General features: G+C 71.4%; 18 protein-coding genes. 11 read left to right on the top strand and 7 right to left on the bottom strand.

Annotated features, from left to right (window positions below; translation table 11 throughout):
- Positions 1 to 21: 21 nt before the first annotated feature.
- Entirely contained in the window at positions 22 to 846 is an 825-nt protein-coding gene (locus tag ACZ4Z3_RS23885) for an urea amidolyase associated protein UAAP1 (RefSeq protein ID WP_468502909.1), read from the bottom strand.
- Positions 847 to 1,347: 501 nt separating this feature from the next.
- Here ACZ4Z3_RS23885 and ACZ4Z3_RS23890 point away from each other — a divergent pair.
- The 6 genes from ACZ4Z3_RS23890 to ACZ4Z3_RS23915 all read left to right on the top strand — a co-directional run bounded on the left by ACZ4Z3_RS23890 (position 1,348) and on the right by ACZ4Z3_RS23915 (position 7,016).
- The gene (locus tag ACZ4Z3_RS23890; protein ID WP_468502910.1) at positions 1,348 to 1,911 is read left to right on the top strand and encodes a TetR/AcrR family transcriptional regulator; all 564 of its coding nucleotides are present in this window, start codon (positions 1,348 to 1,350) and stop codon (positions 1,909 to 1,911) included.
- A gap of 464 nt (positions 1,912 to 2,375) precedes the next feature.
- Positions 2,376 to 4,022 (top strand): sensor histidine kinase, encoded by a 1,647-nt coding sequence (locus tag ACZ4Z3_RS23895; RefSeq protein WP_468502911.1) that lies wholly within the window; start codon positions 2,376 to 2,378, stop codon positions 4,020 to 4,022.
- The gene (locus ACZ4Z3_RS23900) at positions 4,019 to 4,426 is read left to right on the top strand and encodes a roadblock/LC7 domain-containing protein (protein ID WP_099965605.1); all 408 of its coding nucleotides are present in this window, start codon (positions 4,019 to 4,021) and stop codon (positions 4,424 to 4,426) included. The genes ACZ4Z3_RS23895 and ACZ4Z3_RS23900 overlap by 4 nt, the downstream gene beginning before the upstream one ends.
- Complete coding sequence (locus tag ACZ4Z3_RS23905) at positions 4,423 to 4,833, top strand: DUF742 domain-containing protein (RefSeq protein WP_468502912.1); 411 nt, start codon at positions 4,423 to 4,425, stop codon at positions 4,831 to 4,833. Before ACZ4Z3_RS23900 ends, ACZ4Z3_RS23905 begins: the two co-directional genes overlap by 4 nt.
- On the top strand, positions 4,814 to 5,434 hold the full coding sequence (locus ACZ4Z3_RS23910; protein ID WP_468502913.1) for a GTP-binding protein: 621 nt from the start codon (positions 4,814 to 4,816) through the stop codon (positions 5,432 to 5,434). Before ACZ4Z3_RS23905 ends, ACZ4Z3_RS23910 begins: the two co-directional genes overlap by 20 nt.
- A 109-nt stretch (positions 5,435 to 5,543) precedes the next feature.
- Positions 5,544 to 7,016, top strand: a complete 1,473-nt coding sequence (locus ACZ4Z3_RS23915) for a cytochrome P450 (protein ID WP_468502914.1) — start codon at positions 5,544 to 5,546, stop codon at positions 7,014 to 7,016.
- Positions 7,017 to 7,034: 18 nt separating this feature from the next.
- On the opposite strand, the gene ACZ4Z3_RS23920 is transcribed toward ACZ4Z3_RS23915, so the two are convergent.
- The 3 genes from ACZ4Z3_RS23920 to ACZ4Z3_RS23930 all read right to left on the bottom strand — a co-directional run bounded on the left by ACZ4Z3_RS23920 (position 7,035) and on the right by ACZ4Z3_RS23930 (position 11,189).
- Positions 7,035 to 7,976 (bottom strand): RluA family pseudouridine synthase, encoded by a 942-nt coding sequence (locus ACZ4Z3_RS23920; protein WP_468502915.1) that lies wholly within the window; start codon positions 7,974 to 7,976, stop codon positions 7,035 to 7,037.
- Positions 7,977 to 8,074: 98 nt separating this feature from the next.
- Positions 8,075 to 9,388, bottom strand: a complete 1,314-nt coding sequence (locus ACZ4Z3_RS23925) for a hypothetical protein (RefSeq protein WP_468502916.1) — start codon at positions 9,386 to 9,388, stop codon at positions 8,075 to 8,077.
- A 262-nt stretch (positions 9,389 to 9,650) separates the two neighbouring features.
- Positions 9,651 to 11,189 carry an amino acid permease gene (locus ACZ4Z3_RS23930; protein ID WP_468502917.1) on the bottom strand — a complete coding sequence of 513 codons (1,539 nt, stop codon included), beginning with the start codon at positions 11,187 to 11,189 and terminating at the stop codon, positions 9,651 to 9,653.
- Positions 11,190 to 11,482: 293 nt separating this feature from the next.
- On the opposite strand from ACZ4Z3_RS23930, the gene ACZ4Z3_RS23935 reads away from it, so the two are divergent.
- Positions 11,483 to 12,289 carry an N-formylglutamate amidohydrolase gene (locus ACZ4Z3_RS23935; protein WP_468502918.1) on the top strand — a complete coding sequence of 269 codons (807 nt, stop codon included), beginning with the start codon at positions 11,483 to 11,485 and terminating at the stop codon, positions 12,287 to 12,289.
- Between the two features lie 277 nt (positions 12,290 to 12,566).
- Here the strand turns inward: ACZ4Z3_RS23935 and ACZ4Z3_RS23940 are convergent, their stop codons facing one another.
- Positions 12,567 to 13,412 carry a siderophore-interacting protein gene (locus tag ACZ4Z3_RS23940; protein WP_468502919.1) on the bottom strand — a complete coding sequence of 282 codons (846 nt, stop codon included), beginning with the start codon at positions 13,410 to 13,412 and terminating at the stop codon, positions 12,567 to 12,569.
- A 182-nt stretch (positions 13,413 to 13,594) separates the two neighbouring features.
- A complete protein-coding gene (locus ACZ4Z3_RS23945; RefSeq protein WP_468503108.1) occupies positions 13,595 to 14,524 on the bottom strand; it encodes a 5'-3' exonuclease in 930 nt (309 codons plus the stop codon).
- Between the two features lie 242 nt (positions 14,525 to 14,766).
- Between ACZ4Z3_RS23945 and ACZ4Z3_RS23950 the strand changes: the two genes are divergently transcribed.
- The 3 genes from ACZ4Z3_RS23950 to ACZ4Z3_RS23960 all read left to right on the top strand — a co-directional run bounded on the left by ACZ4Z3_RS23950 (position 14,767) and on the right by ACZ4Z3_RS23960 (position 17,025).
- On the top strand, positions 14,767 to 15,213 hold the full coding sequence (locus ACZ4Z3_RS23950; RefSeq protein ID WP_468502920.1) for a glycine betaine ABC transporter substrate-binding protein: 447 nt from the start codon (positions 14,767 to 14,769) through the stop codon (positions 15,211 to 15,213).
- Positions 15,214 to 15,719: 506 nt separating this feature from the next.
- A complete protein-coding gene (locus tag ACZ4Z3_RS23955) occupies positions 15,720 to 16,298 on the top strand; it encodes a helix-turn-helix domain-containing protein (RefSeq protein WP_055712701.1) in 579 nt (192 codons plus the stop codon).
- 4 nt (positions 16,299 to 16,302) lie between these two features.
- On the top strand, positions 16,303 to 17,025 hold the full coding sequence (locus ACZ4Z3_RS23960) for a helical backbone metal receptor (RefSeq protein ID WP_468502921.1): 723 nt from the start codon (positions 16,303 to 16,305) through the stop codon (positions 17,023 to 17,025).
- Here ACZ4Z3_RS23960 and ACZ4Z3_RS23965 read toward each other — a convergent pair.
- The gene (locus tag ACZ4Z3_RS23965; RefSeq protein WP_468502922.1) at positions 16,952 to 18,271 is read right to left on the bottom strand and encodes a TDT family transporter; all 1,320 of its coding nucleotides are present in this window, start codon (positions 18,269 to 18,271) and stop codon (positions 16,952 to 16,954) included. The genes ACZ4Z3_RS23960 and ACZ4Z3_RS23965 overlap by 74 nt on opposite strands.
- 70 nt (positions 18,272 to 18,341) lie before the next feature.
- On the opposite strand from ACZ4Z3_RS23965, the gene ACZ4Z3_RS23970 reads away from it, so the two are divergent.
- On the top strand, positions 18,342 to 19,274 hold the full coding sequence (locus ACZ4Z3_RS23970) for a LysR family transcriptional regulator (protein WP_468502923.1): 933 nt from the start codon (positions 18,342 to 18,344) through the stop codon (positions 19,272 to 19,274).
- Positions 19,275 to 19,291: the final 17 nt, after the last annotated feature.

A 19,291-nucleotide genomic window follows, 5' to 3' on the forward strand; every position in this document is an offset into this window, starting at 1 on the left:
GGGCCGGAACGATCACGGTCGTCATGCGGCCCCCCTGGCGGTGCGGAACTCGGCGGTGTTGAGGAAGGCCCGGCGCCCTTCCGGGGTGGCGTTCCACAGCGGATCGTCCGGCTCGGTCGCTCGGGCCCGCCAGGCGAGCACCTCCAGCGCGGTGCTCACATACTCCGGGCGCGGATCTGCGGGGTGCGGGACGTTGGCGATGAGGACGGTGACGTCCTGCTCGGTGCGCAGGGTGACACTGGCGCCGGGGCCGGCGGAGCCGGTGAAGTCGAGGGTGCCGTCGTCGCGTACCTCGACGCCCTGGAAGAACGAGAGGGAGGGCGGCAGGTCGCGGGGGCCGAGTCCGTTCTTCGCGGCGGCGAGTTTGAACAGCTCGCGTCCGGCGGGGGAGGGGGACTGGGGGCTGCCGTCGCCGTAACGGGCGGTGTTGCGCACGAGGGTGGAGGTGCCGCACAGCGCGTCGTGCCGGCCGGAGGTGTCGGCGACCAGGGAGGCGAGGACGCGGCCCTGGTCGGACAGGAGCAGGACGCCCTCGCCGAGGTAGGCGTTCCACTGGACCTTGACGGTGTCGGCGACGTTCAGCCGCTCCCAGGGACGGTCGGCGACGTACAGCAGGACGTGGGCGCAGGCGTCGCCGTGCGGGTCGGTCAGGCGCAGCTCCGTGCCGCGGGCCAGCACCTTGTGCGTGTAGTTGCCGCCCGCGACGGTCTCGGCCCACACGAGGGGGCCGGCGTCGGCGGGCGGGTCCGGCCAGTCGCCGGCCGGGACGACGGGCATCGCCTCGGCGCGGGTGCCCTCCTGGGCGCGGGCATGGTCGCGTGCTCCGTACGTGGTCGCTGTCGCCATGGCGGGACCTCCGGGTGCGGCACTTATTTCTGTCGTGCGACAGAAATTAGGGGGGAGGTGGGTCGCCGCCATGTCCCACGCGTTGCGGGGCAGTTACCGGGGCCTCACCGGTCGGTTCGTTGACGGGAGGGTGATGAGGGAGGGTGGGGACGGGGGTGTTCGGCGGTGGTTTCGCCGGTGGGGCAGCCGGTGGTGGGAGCTGAACGCCGCCCGGAGGGGTGTCGCGGTGCGTGTGCGAGGATCGAACGCATGGGAAGCGCGGGTGGTGCGGGCGAGCGCACGGGAGGCGCGGGTCGTGCGGGCGAACGCGCGCGAAGTGTCGGCGGTGCGGGCGAGCGCGCGGGAAGTGCCGGTGGTGCGGGCGAACGCGCGGGAAGTGCCGGTGGTGCGGGCGAACGCGCGGGAAGTGCCGGTGGTGCGGGCGAACGCGCGGGAAGTGCCGGTGCTGCGGGTGGGCGGCGGGTCGGTAGGCCCAGGGTCGCGCAGCGGCCGGACAGCGGGTTGTCGCCGCGCGGCGAACTCCTCGCTGCGGCGGCCGAGTTGTTCACCACCCGTGGCTATGCCGCCACGACCACCCGGGCCGTCGCCGAACGGGCCGGGATGCGGCAGGCGTCCATGTACCACTACGTCTCCGGCAAGGAGGAGTTGCTGGCCGAGCTCCTGGAGTCCACGGTGACGCCGTCCCTGGGGTACGCCCGTGACCTGCTCACCCGGGACGCCGACCCGGCCGAGGATCGGTTGTGGGAGCTGTGCCGCGCCGATGTGGAGCTGCTGTGCGGCGGCCCGCACAACCTCGGCGGGCTGTACCTCCTCCCCGAGGTCCGCGCCGAACGCTTCGCCGGCTTCCACGCCGTGCGGGCCGAACTCAAGGACGCCTACGGCCAGTTGATCGCGGCGACGGCCGTGGGCGGGGCGCTCGCCAAGAGCGAGCTGGAGCTGCGGACCGACCTCGTGTTCGGGCTGATCGAGGGGGTCATCCTCGTGCACCGCTCCGACCCGGACCGCCAGGTGGCCGCGTTCGCCGAGGCCACGGCGGACGCCGCGCTGCGCATCGTCGGCGCCTGAGGTCTGATGCCCTGAGGCCGATTGCCTATGCCTATTGCCTGAGGCCTGAGGCCTGAGGCCTGAGGCCTGATACCCGCGGTCTGCCGTCTCGGCTTGGCCGTACGGCCGACCTTCAGGACCCGCCCTGGCCCTCCCCCCGCCCTCCCCTTCGCACACCCGTACATCGTCACGCTGTGCGTTCGAGTCGCGCCTTAGCGTGTAAACGACCAGAGCGTACTCCTGTCGTGAGGGTGATTTCAGGCGGTTGCTGAATATGACACAGCGATGATCCGGTCGGACTAAGCTCGCCCGCAGCGCACCGAGTTGGGGTGTATTCGTGCGCTTGTTCCAAAAATTACCGAAGATCCAGTTTGATTCCCGGATGAACCCCAGCTAGTCCCAGCTAGTCCCAGCTAGTCCCAGCTAGTCCCAGAAGTCCCAGCAAGTCCCCCGACCTCCAGCCGATTTGTCGTTAGAGGGCATACATGGTGAGTGTTCAATCGCCTCCAGGTGGCCGTGACCTCCCCCACGGGCGCGTACTACTGCTGCCGGCGATACTGATGGCCGCGGCGACCGGGATCACCGTCGCCCTGGTGACAGGGCCGATCCGGCTCGCCGTCGGCTTGACCGGAGCCGTCGCGACACTGCTGCTGATCGCGGTCGCGGTCGTGGCCGTGCGCGGCACCCGCCGCTCCGTGCGCGAACTGCGCGCCGAACAGGAACGGCGGACCCTCTCCCTGAAGCAGCGGATCGCCGCCCACGACCAGGAGTTCACCCGGCTGGGCAAGGAGATCCTGCCCGCCGTGCTGTACCGGCTGCGCGGTGGAGAATCCCCCTCAGAGGTGATTCGCCACGTCATCGACGGTGACCCGGAGTGGCGGGAACTCCCGCAGTCGCAGCGCGACTTGCTGCGCGCGGTGCTCGACATCGTGGACCGCGAGGAAGCGATGCGCGACTCCTCGCAGCGTTCCTTCGTCAACATCGCCCGCCGCGTCCAGGCGATCGTCCACCAGCAGAACAAGGAACTCCGAGAGATGGAGGAGGACCACGGGCGCAACCCCGAGGTCTTCGACGACCTGCTGCGCATCGACCACGGCACCGCCCTGATCGGCCGCCTCGCCGACTCCATCGCCGTCCTCGGCGGCAGCCGCCCGGGCCGCGTCTGGCCCAAGCCCGTCCCGCTGTACAGCTGTCTGCGCGGCGCGATGTCCCGCATCCTGGAGTACCGCCGCATCGAGCTGCACTCCATCGCCAAGGTCAACGTCAACGGCGTCTCCGTCGAACCCGTCATCCACGCCTGCGCCGAACTCCTCGACAACGCGACCCGCTACTCCCCGCCGCACACCAAGGTGCACGTCACCGCGGTCGAGGTGCAGACCGGCGTCGCCATCGAGATCGAGGACGGCGGCATCAGCCTCAGCGAGGAGGCACGGGCCAAGGTCGAGGACATGCTGGCGAAGGCGCAGCAGGGCATCGACCTCCAAGAGCTCGGCAGCAGCCCGCGCCTCGGCCTCGCCGTCGTCGGCCGTCTCTCCACGATGTACAACATGCAGATCTCGCTGCGGCAGTCCGCGTACGGCGGTGTTCGCGCCGTCGTCGTCGTACCCCGTGACATGCTCACCGACGAGCCCGCCCCCGGACTCGCCCACGGCATCGGCGCGGCCGCCGTACCGACCATGGACACCGGTGGCGTCGAGGGGCCCAACCGCAAGCCCAAGCGTCGCCGCCCGACCACCGGACCGCGGATCCCGAGTTCCGCGGAGGAGATGGGCCAGGGCATGGACGACGACGTACCCGTCGTCACCGAGTGGACCGCGGGCGGGCTCCCGCAGCGCCGCAGTCGGATGAAGATCCCGCTGAGCCAGCGCTACGCCGAGGCCGCCGCGGCGGAAGCCGCAGCCGAGGCCGCCATGGCCGCCGCACCCGTCTGGGAACCGGAGCACGAACCGAAGAAGGAACTGCCGCCGCCCGGCATGTGGGTCGAGGCGTTCATGGCAGGGCTCAAGCGCGACCCGGACCCCGGCGCCTTCTCCAGGAACCCGGACGACCCGACTGGCCCCGGGCTCACCGCTTCCACCGCGAACACCGAGCCGGCCCGCAACGAGGCCGACGACGAGGGGGACCTCAAGTGATCCAGCAGCGAGCCAATTTCGACTGGATGCTCAAGGATCTGGCCGATGGCGTACCAGGCATCCAGCAAATCGTCGTGCTCTCCGCCGACGGCCTGCGGATCGCCCGCTACGGCGGTGATCCCGACGCCGCCGACCGCGTCGCCGCCGCCTGCGCCGGACTGCAGAGCCTCGCGGGCGCCGTGGCCGGGGAGATCCCGCAGAGCGACGGCGAGATGCGCATGGTCATCATCGAGATCAACGGCGGCTACTTCTACCTTATGGCCGCCGGCTCCAACGCCTATCTCGCCGTGCTCGCCAACGAGATCGCAGAACCCGGTCTGATGAGCAACCGCATGCGCGACCTGGTGGACCGGATCGGCGCCCACCTCACCAGTCCGCCCCGGCGGAACGGGCAGACCGTATGACGCCTCCGCAACGCCAGCGCCGCCACCCCACACCACAGCCCCCTCCACCGCCTCCCGTGGAGGCACCCGCGGGAAGCGAGGGCGATCGCCCGCCCGAGCGTCTCTACATCCTCACGGGAGAGGACGGCGAACGAGCACCGATCGACCTCGTCACGTTAATCGTCGCGCGCGCCGATCCGCCGCCGTCTGCCGCTCCGGAGCAGTCGGCGCTGATCCGGATCTGCCAGGCCCCCCTGTCCGTGGCCGAGATCTCGGCCTATCTCAACCTGCCGATCAGCGTGGTGACCGTCCTGCTCACCGAGCTGCTGACGGCCGAACTGGTTCAGGCGCGCGCACCCGTCGTCCGGCAGGCGCGGGCCGACCGTTCCCTCCTCGAAGCGGTGATGCATGGACTTCAAAAGCTCTGACACCATCACGGGTCCACGGACCGAGGACCACCTGCCGCACACCGCGCAGGCCGCGGCGAAGATCGTGATCGTGGGCGGTTTCGGGGTCGGCAAGACGACCATGGTGGGCTCCGTCAGCGAGATCAGACCGCTGACGACCGAGGAGACCATGACCCAGGCCGGCATCGGAGTCGACGACAACTACGGCTCCAAGTCCAAGACCGCCACCACCGTGGCGATGGACTTCGGCCGCATCAGCATCACGGACCAGCTGGTGCTGTACCTGTTCGGAACCCCCGGCCAGGAGCGCTTCTGGTTCCTCTGGAACGGTCTGTTCGAGGGCGCCCTAGGCGCGGTCGTCCTGGTCGACACCCGTCGCCTGGAGGTCAGCTTCGACGTCATGGGCCGCCTGGAGGAACGCGGTGTCCCCTTCGTCGTCGCCGTCAACGACTTCCCGGACGCTCCCCGCTACCCCATCGAGGAGCTGCGCCAGGCACTGGACCTGGCCGTGGAGATCCCCATCATCCGCTGCGACGCGCGGCGCCGGGCCTCCAGCCGGGACGTCCTGATGACCCTCATGCGGTTCCTGCACTCCTTGACCATGACGGGTGCCTCGGCGTAGGCCCCGTACCCGTCCCTGACTGGGAGCCGTGTCGTCCCGCACGGTTTTCCTTCCCGGTCGCCCCAGCAATTCCCCCGACTCGGACCCCCTTCAATTCGGAGCGATCATCGTGACGCCTGAAGCACACTCCCTGACCGGTACGGACGACCCCGAGCTCGGGCCGCCCCCCGGCTGTCCCGCCCACGGCCTGGGCCCCGGCGGACTCCGCCGGCTCTACGGCCCTGAGGCGGAGGACCTGGGAGCCGTGTACGAGAAACTGCGCGCCGAGCACGGCACGGTGGCCCCCGCGCTGCTCCACGACGACGTGCCGATCTGGGTGGTGCTCGGCCACAGCGAGAACATGCACATGGTGAGCACGCCCTCGCAGTACTGCAAGGACAACCGGCTGTGGCGGCCCATGCGGGAGGGTGAGATCAGGCCCGACCACCCGCTCATGCCGCACTTCGCCTGGCAGCCCATCTGCGCCCACGCCGAGGGCGACGAGCACCTTCGGCTGCGCGGCGCGGTCACCGGCGCCATGTCGACGATCGACCCCCGGGGTATCCGCCGCTACATCAACCGCGCCACCCAGCACCTGGTCAACAAGTTCTGCGAGGACGGCAGGGCCGACCTCGTCGGCCAGTTCGCCGAGCACCTGCCGATGGCGGTGCTGTGCGAGATCCTCGGCATGCCCGAGGAGTACGGCGACGAGCTGGTCCAGGCCGCCCGTGACTGCCTCAAGGGCAGCGACACCGCGCTCGTCAGCCACGCCTACGTCATGGACGTCCTCGGCCGGCTCGCGGTCCGCCGACGCGCCCAGCCCGAGGAGGACTTCACGAGTCACCTCATCACCCACCCGGCCGGGCTCACCGACGACGAGGTCAGGGAACATCTGCGCGTGGTGCTCCTCGCCGCCTACGAGGCCACCACCAACCTCCTCGCCAACGTGCTGCGCCTCGTCCTCACCGACCCTGGCTTCCGCGCTCAGCTCAAGGGCGGCCAGATGACGGTGCCCGAGGCGGTCGAGCAGTCCCTGTGGGACGAGCCCCCGTTCAGCACCGTCTTCGCCTACTTCGCCAAGCAGGACACCGAGTTGGGCGGCCAGCGCATCCGCAAGGGCGACGGGCTGCTTCTCGGTATCGCGCCGGGCAACGTCGACCCGCGTGTCCGGCCCGACCTCAAGGCCAACATGCAGGGCAACCGCGCCCACCTGGCCTTCAGCGGCGGCCCCCACGAGTGCCCGGGTCAGGACATCGGCCGTGCCATCGCCGACGTCGGCGTCGACGCACTGCTGACGCGGGTCCCGGACATCCAGCTCGCTTGCGAGGAGCGCGAGCTACGCTGGCACGAGTCCATCTCCAACCGGCACCTGGTGGAGCTGCCGGTACGGTTCGCGCCGAAACCCCCGCAGGAGGTCGTCCTGCGCCCAGGCGCCAAGCAGGTGCCGACGCAGCGCCCGGGCACCGCACGGACCGCCGCACCGCAGCCGCAGCCCGCTGCCGCGGAGCCGGCCGTCGCTGTCGCCGAACCCGCGACCACGCCAGAACCGGCCTGCCGACCTGGCCTGTTCCGGCGGATCCTGCGTTGGTGGCGGATCGGCTGACCTTGCTGTCGCACGCGCCTACTCGGCCCACGCCTCGTACGACGACCAGGCTCGCAGCTCTCGCGGGCTGACGAACCGGTGGTCCCGCCCCGTGACCGGATCAGTGAACTCCAGGCACCGCGCCAGCAGTTGGAGCGGACGTCGGAAGTCACCGGCCGCCACGGGGTCGGCCACCACCGGATAGAGGGGATCGCCGAGGATCGGCACCCCGCACGCGTTCATGTGAACCCGCAGTTGGTGTGTCTGCCCGGTACACGGCGTCAGCCGGTACCGGGCCCGCCCCTCGTGGTGTTCCAGCAGCTCGATCCGGCTGATGGCATTGGGCTCGCCCTCGACCTCACGGGCGGTCAGGACCCCGCGGTCCTTGACGATCCGGCTGCGCACGGTCCGGGGCAGCGTCAGCCCGGGGTCGTACGGCGCCACCGCCTCGTACTCCTTCTCCACCCGTCTGTCCCGGAACAGCGACTGGTAGGCGCCGCGCTCCTCGGGCCGCACGGTGAACAGCACCACCCCGGCGGTCAGCCGGTCCAGTCGGTGGGCCGCGGTCAGGGTCGGGACACCGAGTCGCCGTCGCAGCCGGGCCAGGGCCGTCTCGGCGACATGGCTGCCGCGCGGGGTGGTGGCCAGGAAGTGCGGCTTGTCGGCCACCACCACGTGCTCGTCGCGGTACAGGACGTCTACCTCGAACGGCACCCGCTCCTCGGCGGGCAGATCCCGGTGGAACCATACGAACATGCCCGGCCTGTACTCCATGTCGCGGGGCACCGGACGCCCGGCGACATCGACGATCAGCCCCGCGTCGAGCATGCCGTCGATCACACCGGGTCCGGCCGCCAGCCGTGCCACGAGGTGATCCCGTACCGTCGCCCAGCCGTCACCTGCGGGCAATCGCACCCGCACCGGATCCACCCCGTCGCGTTGCGGCAGGGGAGAGGGCGGGGACGGGGCACGGCGTCTCATCACCGTCAAGCATACGAGCGGCTCGGTGAGCCCGGCTGGGACCGTTCTGAGCCACCGGGCCGCCTCGGACTCGCCCTGTGGCGCGGAACGTTCGGCGATCAGGCGGGCAGCCTCGCGGCCTGCGCTGGCTCCTGCCGAACGCCCGCGTGGAGACGGTGCAGACGATCGACGTCCTGCGGCTCGCCGACGCCGGGCGGCCCTGTGAGGCGCATGCGATTCGCGGCGGCGAACGCCTCGTCGAGCCATTCGTCCGTCGGTTTCTCACCGAAGAGCCGGGTGAGTTCCCGCAGCATGGGCGGGGCGAGCGGGAATCGTTTTCCCCGACGCCGCTCCTGGTAGCGGTCCTGCAGCTGCACGAAGAGGAAACCGCTGCGGCCGAAGTGAACCAGGGATTCCGGTGCTCCCGTGAAGACCAGGTCGTCGATGAGATCCAGGTAGATCGACCGGTAGCTCGCCTTCCTCGACTCCGACCGGCGGTCATTCGAGGTGGGCTGGTGATTGTCCACCGAGTAGACGCCGAGGGCGGACTTGCTCAGATCCATGGAGAGACAGTCGCAGATGGCGCTGTCCATGAGCCACGGGAAGGAAACCGGTCCCGCTCCACTGTTCCTGACCACCATGATGGCGGTTCCATATGCATTTCCGGTATTCCCTCGGAATATGACACCGTCCCACATGTTCGGAGAGCTGTTCAACGCCTCGTGAAGCCCGACATGGGCCTCTCCGGGGCGAAAGTCCATCTTCTCCGCGTACTGGACGATGGCCTGCCTGACCAGGGACAACAGTGCGTGCACGGCGTCACGCCCCCAGCCGGCCGCGTCCATCTCCCGCATCAGGTCCCCGACGGACCTGCCGTACATGCGGAAGCGGCCCCTGACCAGGTCGAGCGGGGGGATGCAGATGTCGTCGATGATGGTGGCGAAGGCTATGTAGTGCAGACTCAGCGGGTCGGCGTCGTATTCCTCGCCACACCAGCACGCCATCCACTGGACGGTGTCGCGGCATGCGCGGGACACCGTGTCGGCGGCCTCGGCATCATGCTTCTTCGTCCAGTCCGAGTAGTGCGCCGGAATCCTGCCCCGCCGCTCTCCGGCCGCATCCCATCGCTCCAGCACCTTGTCGAGCAGGGGCCAGACGTTCACCTCGTGGTACTGGGGTACGGGGCCCGCGTAACCGCCTTCTCCCATCACGCCGTACAGGTGCGCGGTCTGCTTGTTGTAGCGAGATCGCGTGGTCTGCGGGACGGTGGTATCCATCCCGTTTCGCGGGTAATGAAGGAAGGTGCATGCAGTGTCGCGTGCACAGTCCGAACCACACCAAAAGTCATGCGCGAGGTGCAGCATTTCCTGGATTCCGCGGGTGCCTGACAGCTGTTCCAGTGCCTCGTGCGCCGTTCCCTTCCAGGCGAGCATGTCCGGGGTTACCGTCGCGCTCTCAACGCCACTTGATGCCATAGCCCGAGCCTCCGCAAGAAGTTCCCACTTCTGTGCAACCTCAGCGTGCGCGCGACGCCGCTTTCCGTTGAAGAGCGTACGGCGAGCGTACAGCGGCAAACAAGGGGCGCATTTGACCGAAAAACTGTCACGGGTGGTACTCGGAGTGACTGGCGATGTCCGGTGTTGATCGTGGTTGTTCGCCGTGCGGGTGCGCGAAGAATGGACCGGACTGTTCCGTTCAGCCTTTCCCGTAGCCGTGGACCTGGCGCCGATGTGGTGCGAGCGACAGTCGACACAACACCCCCACACCCACCGTGACCAGCAAGAAGAGAACGGTGAACCACTGGAACCACCAGCCGCTGCCCGAGGGGTCGTAGACCTCGGCCCGGGGCCAGGCCAGGTTGATGGTCATGAACAGGCCGTAGGCGAGGGCGAGGGCGTTGACGGGGACGCCCCAGCGGCCGAGGGAGAAGAGGGGCCTGCCCGTCTCGTCCGTGCCTCCGCCGGGGAACGTGCCCTTGAGCCGCCGGACGAGCAGCGGGCCGGTGACCATCGCGTACGCCAGGTACAGCATCACGATGCAGGTCGTGCCGATGGCGAGGAACGCGTCCGGCGAGACGAAGTTCAGGAGCAGCAGGGCCGCGGCGAGGGCGCCCACGATCACGGCCGGCGCGCCCGGCATGCCCGTGCGCGGGTTGACCCGCGCGAGCCGTGCGGAGAAGGGGAGTTGGCCGTCGCGGGCCATCGAGAACAGCATGCGGCAGGCCGACGTCTGGATCGCCAGCGTCGCCACCGCGATCGCCACGACCACGTCGGCGAGCAGCAAGCGGCCCACACCGTCGCCGAGGCTGCTCGTCAGGACGTAGCTCAGGCCGTCCACGGCCAGTCGGCCGTCGGTGAGGCTGGGCGCGGCGAGCAGCCCACCGAGGACGATGAGACCGCCGAGCAGTCCCGCCGCCCCCAGAGCGGTGAGGATCGTCCGGGGCGCGGTGCGGCGCGGGTGGTGGGTCTCTTCGCTCATCTCGCCCGCGCTGTCGAAGCCGATCATCACGTACGCCGCCATGAACGAGCCCACGAGCAGCGCCCCGAGGAGGTCGGTGCTGCCCTCGGCGGTGTGGAAGGTGATGCCGGGGGAGCGCTCTGCGTGCGTCAGGAGGAGGACGACGATCAGGATCGCCCCGATGATCTCCGCGGTCACCCCCACCCGGTTCACCATGGACAGCACCCGGTTGTCCAGGACGTTCACCAGGGTGGTGAGCGCCAGCAGAACCATGCCGAGCACGGCCGCGTTCGCCGCGCCCGTGGCGGTGGTCGGCGCCGGGTCACCGCCCACCAACTGGAAGCCTGACCAGATCGCGGGCATCACGATCTGCAGGGCGAGCGCGGCCGCCGCGACCACCACGATCTGCCCGATCACCATGATCCAGCCCGCGAACCAGCCGAACGTGGCGTTCGACAGCCGCGAGGACCACTGGTAGATGGCGCCCGAGATGGGATAGCGCGCCGCCAGCTCCGCGAAGCAGGCGGCGACCAGGAGTTGGCCGAGCAGCACGGCCGGCCAGGTCCAGAAGAAGACCGGGCCGCCGAACGCGAACCCGAACGCGAAGAACTGGAAGACGGTCGTCAGGACGGAGATGAAGGAGAAGCCGGCCGCGAACGAGGCGTACCGGCCCAGGCTGCGGTGCAGTTCCTGGCGGTAGCCGAACGCGGTCAGGGAGGTGTCGTCGGGGGAGCGCGACGGGTCGGGGCGGAGGTCGGCGGGGGAGGTGCTCGTCATGGCGGCAACCTGCTTTCGCAACAAGCGGCACGAGCGTTCGCGCGGCAGTGACGCGAATTCCTGTCGGGTGACAGAAATGAGGGGACAGAAGCTAGGGGAGCCCCGTGTCGTGCGTGTCACGCGCCCGTGTCCGCGGCGCGCCCAAACCCTCACGGGGGGCGGCGCGGCGGCGGTTGAGGTGGGTGCGGCGGCAGGTGTGGTCTGCTGTGATCCGGTGTTGCGCGCGGAGGCCGGGATGATCGCGGCCTATGCTGAGCGGCCTCTCCGGACCACCACACCGCGAGGAGCTGTGGATGACGACCGACGTGCCGCCCGCCCATCGGCTCCTTCCGGGTGCGCCGGAGTCCCCGGTGCTCCTGCATGTGCCGCACGGTTCACGGGTGATACCCGCGGCCGTACGGGAGAGGATCGTCCTCGATGACGCCGCGCTGGAGCGGGAGTTGGACCACATCACCGACGCGCACACGGAACGGATCGCCGAGCGGGCCGCCGCCCGCGCGGGGGCCACGCCCTGGAGGTTCGTCAACCAGCTCTCGCGGCTGGTCGTCGACCCCGAGCGGTTCCCCGACGAGCGGGAGGAGATGCTGGCCGTGGGCATGGGCGCCGTCTACACGAGGACCACGCACCGGGAGGCCCTCCGCCCTGACGGCCACGACGGACGGCCCCTCGTCGACGCGTACTTCGTGCCGTACGCCGCCGCGATGACCGACGCCGTGGCGCGGCGCCTGGAAGACGCCGGGCGGGCCGTGGTCGTCGACGTCCACTCGTACCCGAGCGAGCGCCTCCCTTACGAGCTCCACGGCGACGGGCCCCGGCCGCCGATCTGCCTGGGCAGCGACCCGTTCCATACGCCGCCCGAGCTTCTCGGCCTCGCGGAGGGGGCGTTCGCGGGGTTCGGCGGGACGGGTGTCAACAGCCCGTTCGGGGGCGCGTACGTGCCGCTGGAGTACTACGGGAAGGACCCACGGGTCACCGCCCTGATGATCGAGATCCGCCGCGACGTCTACATGACCGAACCGGGCGGACCGGCGGGCCCCGGCCTGGAGGAACTCGCGCACGCGCTGGCCCGGTTCGTCGACGCGGCGACGAACGCCATCTGAGCCCGGCCTCAGCCCCCGCCTCGCGGGCTCAAACCCCCGCCTCGCCGGCGTTTCTCCCCGAGGCCGCGGACGCGTGCAAGCTCGGTACGCCAGCGCCGCCGCAGGGTTGCGGCACAGCGCGCGGGCAAGCATGAGGCGAGGCGCGTCGGCAGAACCGGACTCGGCGGTCACGGTCACCTCAGACGGGAGCTGCCTCGCCCGGCGGTCTGCGCGAGCTACGGCTGCTGCCCCTCGCCCGGCCGTCTACTGAGCTACGGCTGCCCCTCGACCGGTCGCCTCAGGCGGACGCCGTCACGCCGTCCTGTTCCGCCTCCACGCGGGCGTTCCACTCCTTCTTCGTGGCCTGCCAGCCGTCCTCGTTGTGGCCGAGGCGCCAGTAGCCCGAGACGGACAGGTCCTCGCGGGGGATCTGGCGTTCGACGCGGAGCAGCCGGCGCAGCTCCTTGACGAAGCCCGCCTCACCGTGGACGAAGGCGTGCAGTCGCCCCTCGGGGAACTCCAGCGCGCGTACCGCCTCGATGAGCAGGGAGCCGACGGGGCGGTCACCGCGGTGCAGCCAGACCACGTCCACGTCGGAGTCGATCTTCTGCTCCTCCTCGGGGCCGGCGACCTCGACGAAGGCGTGGGCGCGGGCACCGTCGGGAAGGGCCTCCAGGGAGGCGCTGATCGCGGGCAGGGCGCTCTCGTCACCGGCGAGCAGATGCCAGTCGGCCTCGGGGTTGGGCGCGTACGCGCCACCCGGGCCCAGGAGCCGTACCGTTTCGCCCGGCTGGACGCGGGTCGCCCAGGGGCCGGCGAGGCCCTCGTCGCCGTGGAGCACGAAGTCGACGGTCAGCTCACGCAGTTCGGCGTCCCAGGCTCGCACGGTGTACGTCCGGGTCACAGGCCACTGGTCCCGTGGCATCTCCGCGCGGATCCGCTCCAGATCGAACGGCTCCGGGTACGTCACGCCGTCCGGGCCGAAGAGGAGCTTCACGTAATGGTCGGTGCTGCCCCGCGTGGTGAACTCGGCGAGACCGTCGCCTCCGAGGACGACGCGCTGCATGTGCGGGGTGAGCCGCTCGGTGCGGACGACTCGCGCGGAGTGGGGCTTGGGGCTCCTGCGTACCGGACGCTCTGCCATGACGGCCTCCCGAATACCTAGTAAGGCTTACCTAAGTTATCATCTCCCACCGGAATTCACCCCATGCTCGACCAGTGGACGACAACTTCGTGATGTGAGTCGTGCCTCAGCCCCCTCACCACCGAAGTGCCACCACACCCCCCGGCGTACGCCCCACCCGTACCGTCGTCGGCCCGGCCCCGTCACCCCTGCAGCGTGGTGAGCAGTCGCTGCAACGACCCTCCCAACCCCCAGCGGGCGGCAAGGGCCTCCAGCGCGGCCGCGTCCCGCGGCGCCTTCGGCAGCGCGGTGTCGACGTCGGGGAGCGGTACGTCCGAGGCGACCCGCACCACCTTCGGCGCGACCGCCACGTACGGACGCGCCCCGTCCAGCCGTTTGCGCTGCGACGGCGTGAGTCCCGCCGTCGGATCGTCGACCGCGGCCATGATCCCGGCCAGGTCGCCGAACTGCGCGAGCAGCTTCGCGGCCGTCTTCTCACCGATGCCGGGCACTCCCGGGAGACCGTCGCTCGGGTCGCCGCGCAGCAGCGCCAGATCCGCGTACCCCTGCCCGACGACCCCATACTTCTCGCGCAGCAGCGCCTCGTCGGTCAGCTGGAGGGTGCCCACGCCCTTGAGGGGGTACAGCACGCGGATGCCGCGCTCGTCGTCGACCAGCTGGTACAGGTCGCGGTCGCCGGTGACGATGTCCACCGGGTCCTTCGCGAGAGCCGTGAACGTGCCGATGACGTCGTCCGCCTCGTACCCGGCGACGCCGACGCGCGCGATGCCGAGCGCGTCCAGCACCTCCTCGATCACCGGTACCTGCGGCGACAGCGTGTCCGGCACCTCCTCCTCGTCCGGCCCCGCCTCGTGCTCCTCGGCCACGCGGTGCGCCTTGTAGGAGGGGATCAGGTCGACCCGCCACTGCGGACGCCAGTCCGCGTCCATGCACGCCACCAGATCCGTCGGCCGGTGGTCCTTCACCAGGCGGTCGATGAAGTCCAGCAGCCCGCGCACCGCGTTCACCGGGGTGCCGTCCGGGGCCTTCACGGACTCCGGCACACCGAAATAGGCGCGGAAGTAGAGGGAGGCGGTGTCGAGAAGCATCAGGCGTCCAGTCACGTCCCGCATCATGCCGTACGGCGCCGACAGCGGGCCCCTGACGCAACCGCCGCGACCCGTACGCGGGAGGGCGTGAACGCGTTTCGTGAACACCCCTGACCAGCGGTGAACGGCCTGCGAAGCGGGCCACTGTCGCGTTTCGCGCGGAGCGGCCAGAGCAGGGGCGGCCCCGGAGCGGCGGCCGTGTCAGCGGGACCGGCGCGGGCGGGCCGATCCCGCCGTGCTCCGCGGACGCGACGCCCCGCGCGACGGTGCCCGGCGCCGGCGAGACCAAGCTCTACGAGGACCAGGTCCAGAACGTGTACGGCCTCAAGGGCGAGTACCGCCTCGTCAAGTCCAACGCCTCCGCCATGCTCGCCCAGTTGGACCGGGCGTACGGGAAGAAGGAGCCGATCGCGGTCACCCTGGGGTCGCACTGGGCGTACGACAGGTACCGGCTGACCAAGCAGGCCGACCCGGGGAAGGACTTCGGCTCGGGCGACGGGATCCACACCCTCGGCCGCAAGGGCATCGCCGCGAAGGAGCCGCGCGTCGCCCGGTGGCTCAAGGACTTCAAGCTCACCGAGGCACAGCTCACCGCCCTGGAGGACGCCATCGTGGACGCCGGCAGGGGCCACCGGGAGGACGGCGTCAGGGCCTGGCTGAGGAAGAACCCGGGGATCGTCGACAGGCTCGCCCCGGTCGCCGGGACCCGCTAGCTGGCGAGCCGTGTCGCCGGGACCCGGCGACAGGTGATCCGGACGTGACCGCCCCGCCCCTGCCGAACGGGCGGGGCGGTCACGTACTGGCGTACGGGAAAGATCCGGACAACCGCCCCGCGGCGCGCGGCGGGGCCGGGCTCGAACTCAGCGACCGGTACCGGCACGCGTGCGCGACCCAGCGTCAACTACGGTCCGGTGGACCGCCCGGACCGGTGACGGGCCGTGTCGACGGGATCACACCGCGCGCCCGGCCGGGCGGCCGGAGCGGCTCCCTCACTGGCGTGAACTGTGAGCATGGCCCCTCACCGGGTTTACGGGGATGTGACGGGCGCGTGAAACGGTTTGCCGAACATGCGTAGGGTGCAGAGAACTCATCAGGAGAACCGCGCCCGATGAGTGCCGGGCCGTCGACCATCCGTACTCGGAGCCGTAGGCGCCCTCGGCCCGACCCGTGAACGAAGACCCCGGACCAAGAGCGACGAGCGAAGGAGGGAGCCGGAGCTATGGGCGACCACAAAGAGCAGCCCCTTCGGGTGGGCGCGGCCGTCCGGCGGCGGCGCCGGGCACTGGAGCTCACGCTCTCGGCCGTGGCCGAGCGCAGCGGCCTGTCGGTTCCCTTCCTCAGCCAGGTCGAGAACGAGCGGGCCCGCCCCAGCAAGCCCTCCCTGGAACGCATCGCGGACGCCCTCGGCACCACCGCCGTCGAACTGCTCGCCGCGGCCGACCCGGCGTGCAGCGTCGATGTCGTGCGCGCCGAGGACGACTCCCTCACGCCCCCCGTCTCCCGCACGCGCTCCCTGGTGCGTGGTCACCACCAGTTGCACGCCATGGAGTTCACCGGCGACCACGACGAGGGCCGCGAGGTCCAGCACCGCAACGACGAGCTGATGTACGTCGTCGAGGGCGCCGTCGAGGTCGAGGCCGAGGGCCGCGCCCACCGGCTGGGGCGCGGCGACACGCTGTACATGTCCGGTGGCGTACGGCACCGCTGGCGGGCCACCGTCCCGGACACCCGCGTCGTCGTGGTCGCCGTCGCCGACCACATCGAGGCGCTGGAGGACCGGCACCGCAGGGGGAAGTGACGCCGTGCGGCGCGTCGTCTCCCTCGTCCCGTCCCTGACCGAGGCCGTCGCGGTCACGCTCCCCGGCGCGCTGGTCGGCGCCACCGACTGGTGCGACCACCCGGGTGATCTGGACGTCGTACGGATCGGCGGCACCAAGAACCCCTCGGTCGACGCGATCGTGAAGCTCGCCCCCGACCTGGTCGTCGCCAACGAGGAGGAGAACCGCGCCGTCGACCTGACCACCCTGCGCGAGGCGGGCGTCGAGGTCCTCGTCACCGAGGTGCGCGGCGTCCCCGAGGCCTTCACCGAACTGGACCGCGTCCTGCGCGCCTGCGGCGCCCGGTCCCGGCCCGGCTGGCTCGACGAGGCCGAGTCGGCGTGGGCCCGGCTGCCGGACCCGGGCCGCCGGACGACAGCCGTGGTGCCCATCTGGCGGCGGCCCTGGATGGTGCTCGGCCGGGACACCTTCGCCGGTGACGTCCTTGCTCGCCTCGGCGTGGACAACCTGTACGGCGGGCACGCCGAGCGCTATCCGAAGGTGCCCGTCGAGGAACTGCGGGCCGCCGCCCCCGAGGTCGTCGTCCTCCCCGACGAGCCGTACCGCTTCACCGCCGACGACGGCCCCGAGGCGTTCGGCGGCCTGCCGTGCGCGTTGCTGAGCGGCCGCCACCTCACCTGGTACGGGCCGTCGCTGACCGAGGCGCCGCGGGTGCTCGGCGAGGCCCTGCGAGCAGCTCTGCGCTGACCAGTCCCCGCACGGTACCGACGGCGGCCGTCGCCCAGGCCGTCAGCAGCAGCGCGTACAGCGCGACGGCGAGGACCTCGAAGGCGACGAGCCCCGTGTGCCGGGCCAGGCCCTCCGCGCCGGTCACACATGTGCCCACCGGGAAGGTGAACGCCCACCACGCCAGGGAGAACCCCATGCCCCGCCGCCGCGCGCGCACGGCCAGCGCCCCCGCCAGGGCCAGCCACAGCAGCGCGAAACCCATGACCGGCACCCCGTACAGGACGGCGAGGGCGGGCCCGTACGGCGTCGACGCGGGCAGGGCGGTGGGCGCCGCGTCCGCGAGGTTGCCGGCCGCGGTGGTCGACTGGCCGAGCGGCCCCAGCACCAGGAACAGGCTCGGCGTCACCGCGAGCGGCAGCGGCCCCGCCGTCACCAGCCGCGCCACGACCAGCGGCAGCACCAGCAGCGTGGCCAGCAGACTCAGCCCGAACAGCGCGAGACAGCCGAGCAGCAGGGTCTGCCGGGCCTGACCGGGCGGCAGGTACGGCACGAGGAGCGGGCCGAGCGCGGCGGACACCATCGGCGCCACGAGGGGGAGCAGCAGGACGGGGGTGACCCGGCCGGGCTCCACACGGTGCCGGACGATCAGGAGATACGGCACGACGACCGCCCCGCCGACCCCGACGAGCGTGCCGGCCCCGAAGAGCACGGCGTCCAGCGCGACGGCCGCCGGCACGCCGATCCGGTCCCGGCCGACGACCAGGGCGCCGCCGCCCACGGCGAGCAGGGCCATGGAGAGGCAGCCGTAGAAGGGGGCCACGGCGGGGTCGAGGAAATGAGCCCGGGCCTGGTCGCGGTGATGACGCCAGTGCAGGGCGCGGGCGCCGAGCACGGCGACCAGGGCGAGCAGCGCGAGGGCCCAGACCGCCGCACAGACCGTCCGGACGCCCGGCAGGTTCCCGGGAAGCCCGGCACCGGCCGTGGCGACGATCGCGGTGCCCATGACCGGGGCGTACCACTGGGGGCCGAGGTGGCGGAACGACGGGGCTCGGACGGTGGGGGAGAGGGGCGCCGAGGAGATGGGGGCGGTGGCGGTGGGAGGTGCGCCTGCGGGGCCGGGGGCGGTGGGAGGCGTGCCTGCCGGGCCTGTCGTGGCCGGAGGCGGGCCTGTCGGGCCGGTGGTGGGGGCGGGAGCGGGGGCGTCCGTGGGGCGAGCCGGGGTGGCCGGCGGGGTCGGAAGGACGCGGCGGACTGGGGTGACCATGGAGCGAGCGTCTCGTCGTCCCGGTGGGGCCACCAGGGAGTCCGTGTGTATGGGGACATAAGCTGGCGTTATGAGTGAGCTGGAGGAGCCGCGGGGCGGGCTGGCCCATAGGGTGCCGGATCTGGGGGCCCTCGAACTGCTGCTGGCCGTCGCCCGGCTGGGCTCGCTCGGGCGGGCGGCGCGGGAGCTGGGGATCACCCAGCCCGCCGCGAGCAGCCGGGTCCGCTCCATGGAGCGGCAGCTCGGCGTGGCCCTGGTCGACCGGTCGCCGCGCGGCTCCCGGCTCACCGACGCGGGGGCGCTGGTCACCGACTGGGCCCGGCGGATCGTGGAGGCGGCCGAGGCGTTCGACGTGGGCGCGCAGGCGCTGCGGGACCGGCGGGACTCGCGGCTCCGGGTCGCCGCGAGCATGACCATCGCCGAGTATCTGCTGCCGGGGTGGCTGATCGCCCTGCGGGCCGAGCGGCCGGACACCGCGGTGTCGCTCCTCGCGGGCAACTCCACGATCGTCGCGGAGCGGCTGCTGGCGGACGAGGCGGACCTGGGGTTCGTGGAGGGGCCGACGGTGCCCGCCGGGCTCGACGCGGTCGTGATAGCGCACGACCACCTGATCGTGGTGACGGCGCCCGGGCACCCGTGGGCGCGGCGGCGCCGGCCGTTGGACGCGGCGGAACTGGCGTCGACGCCGCTGATCCTGCGGGAGAAGGGGTCCGGGACGCGCCAGGTGCTGGAGTCGGCGCTGGGCGGGCTCGCCCGGCCGTTGATCGAGCTGTCGTCCACCACGGCGGTCAAGTCGTCCGCGCTCAGCGGGGCCGGGCCGGCCGTCCTCAGCGAGCTGGCGCTGGGGGAGGAGCTGTCCGCCCGCCGGCTCGTCCGCATCCCCGTCGACGGGGTCCGCCTCCGCCGTGCGCTGCGGGCGGTCTGGCCGACGGGCCACCGACCGGCGGGACCGGCACGGGACCTGTTGGGGCTGACCCGGGGCGGCACGTCGGCCGCCGACTGACGGTGAAACGCCGTGGG

The organism is Streptomyces sp. NPDC030296, assembly GCF_055572815.1.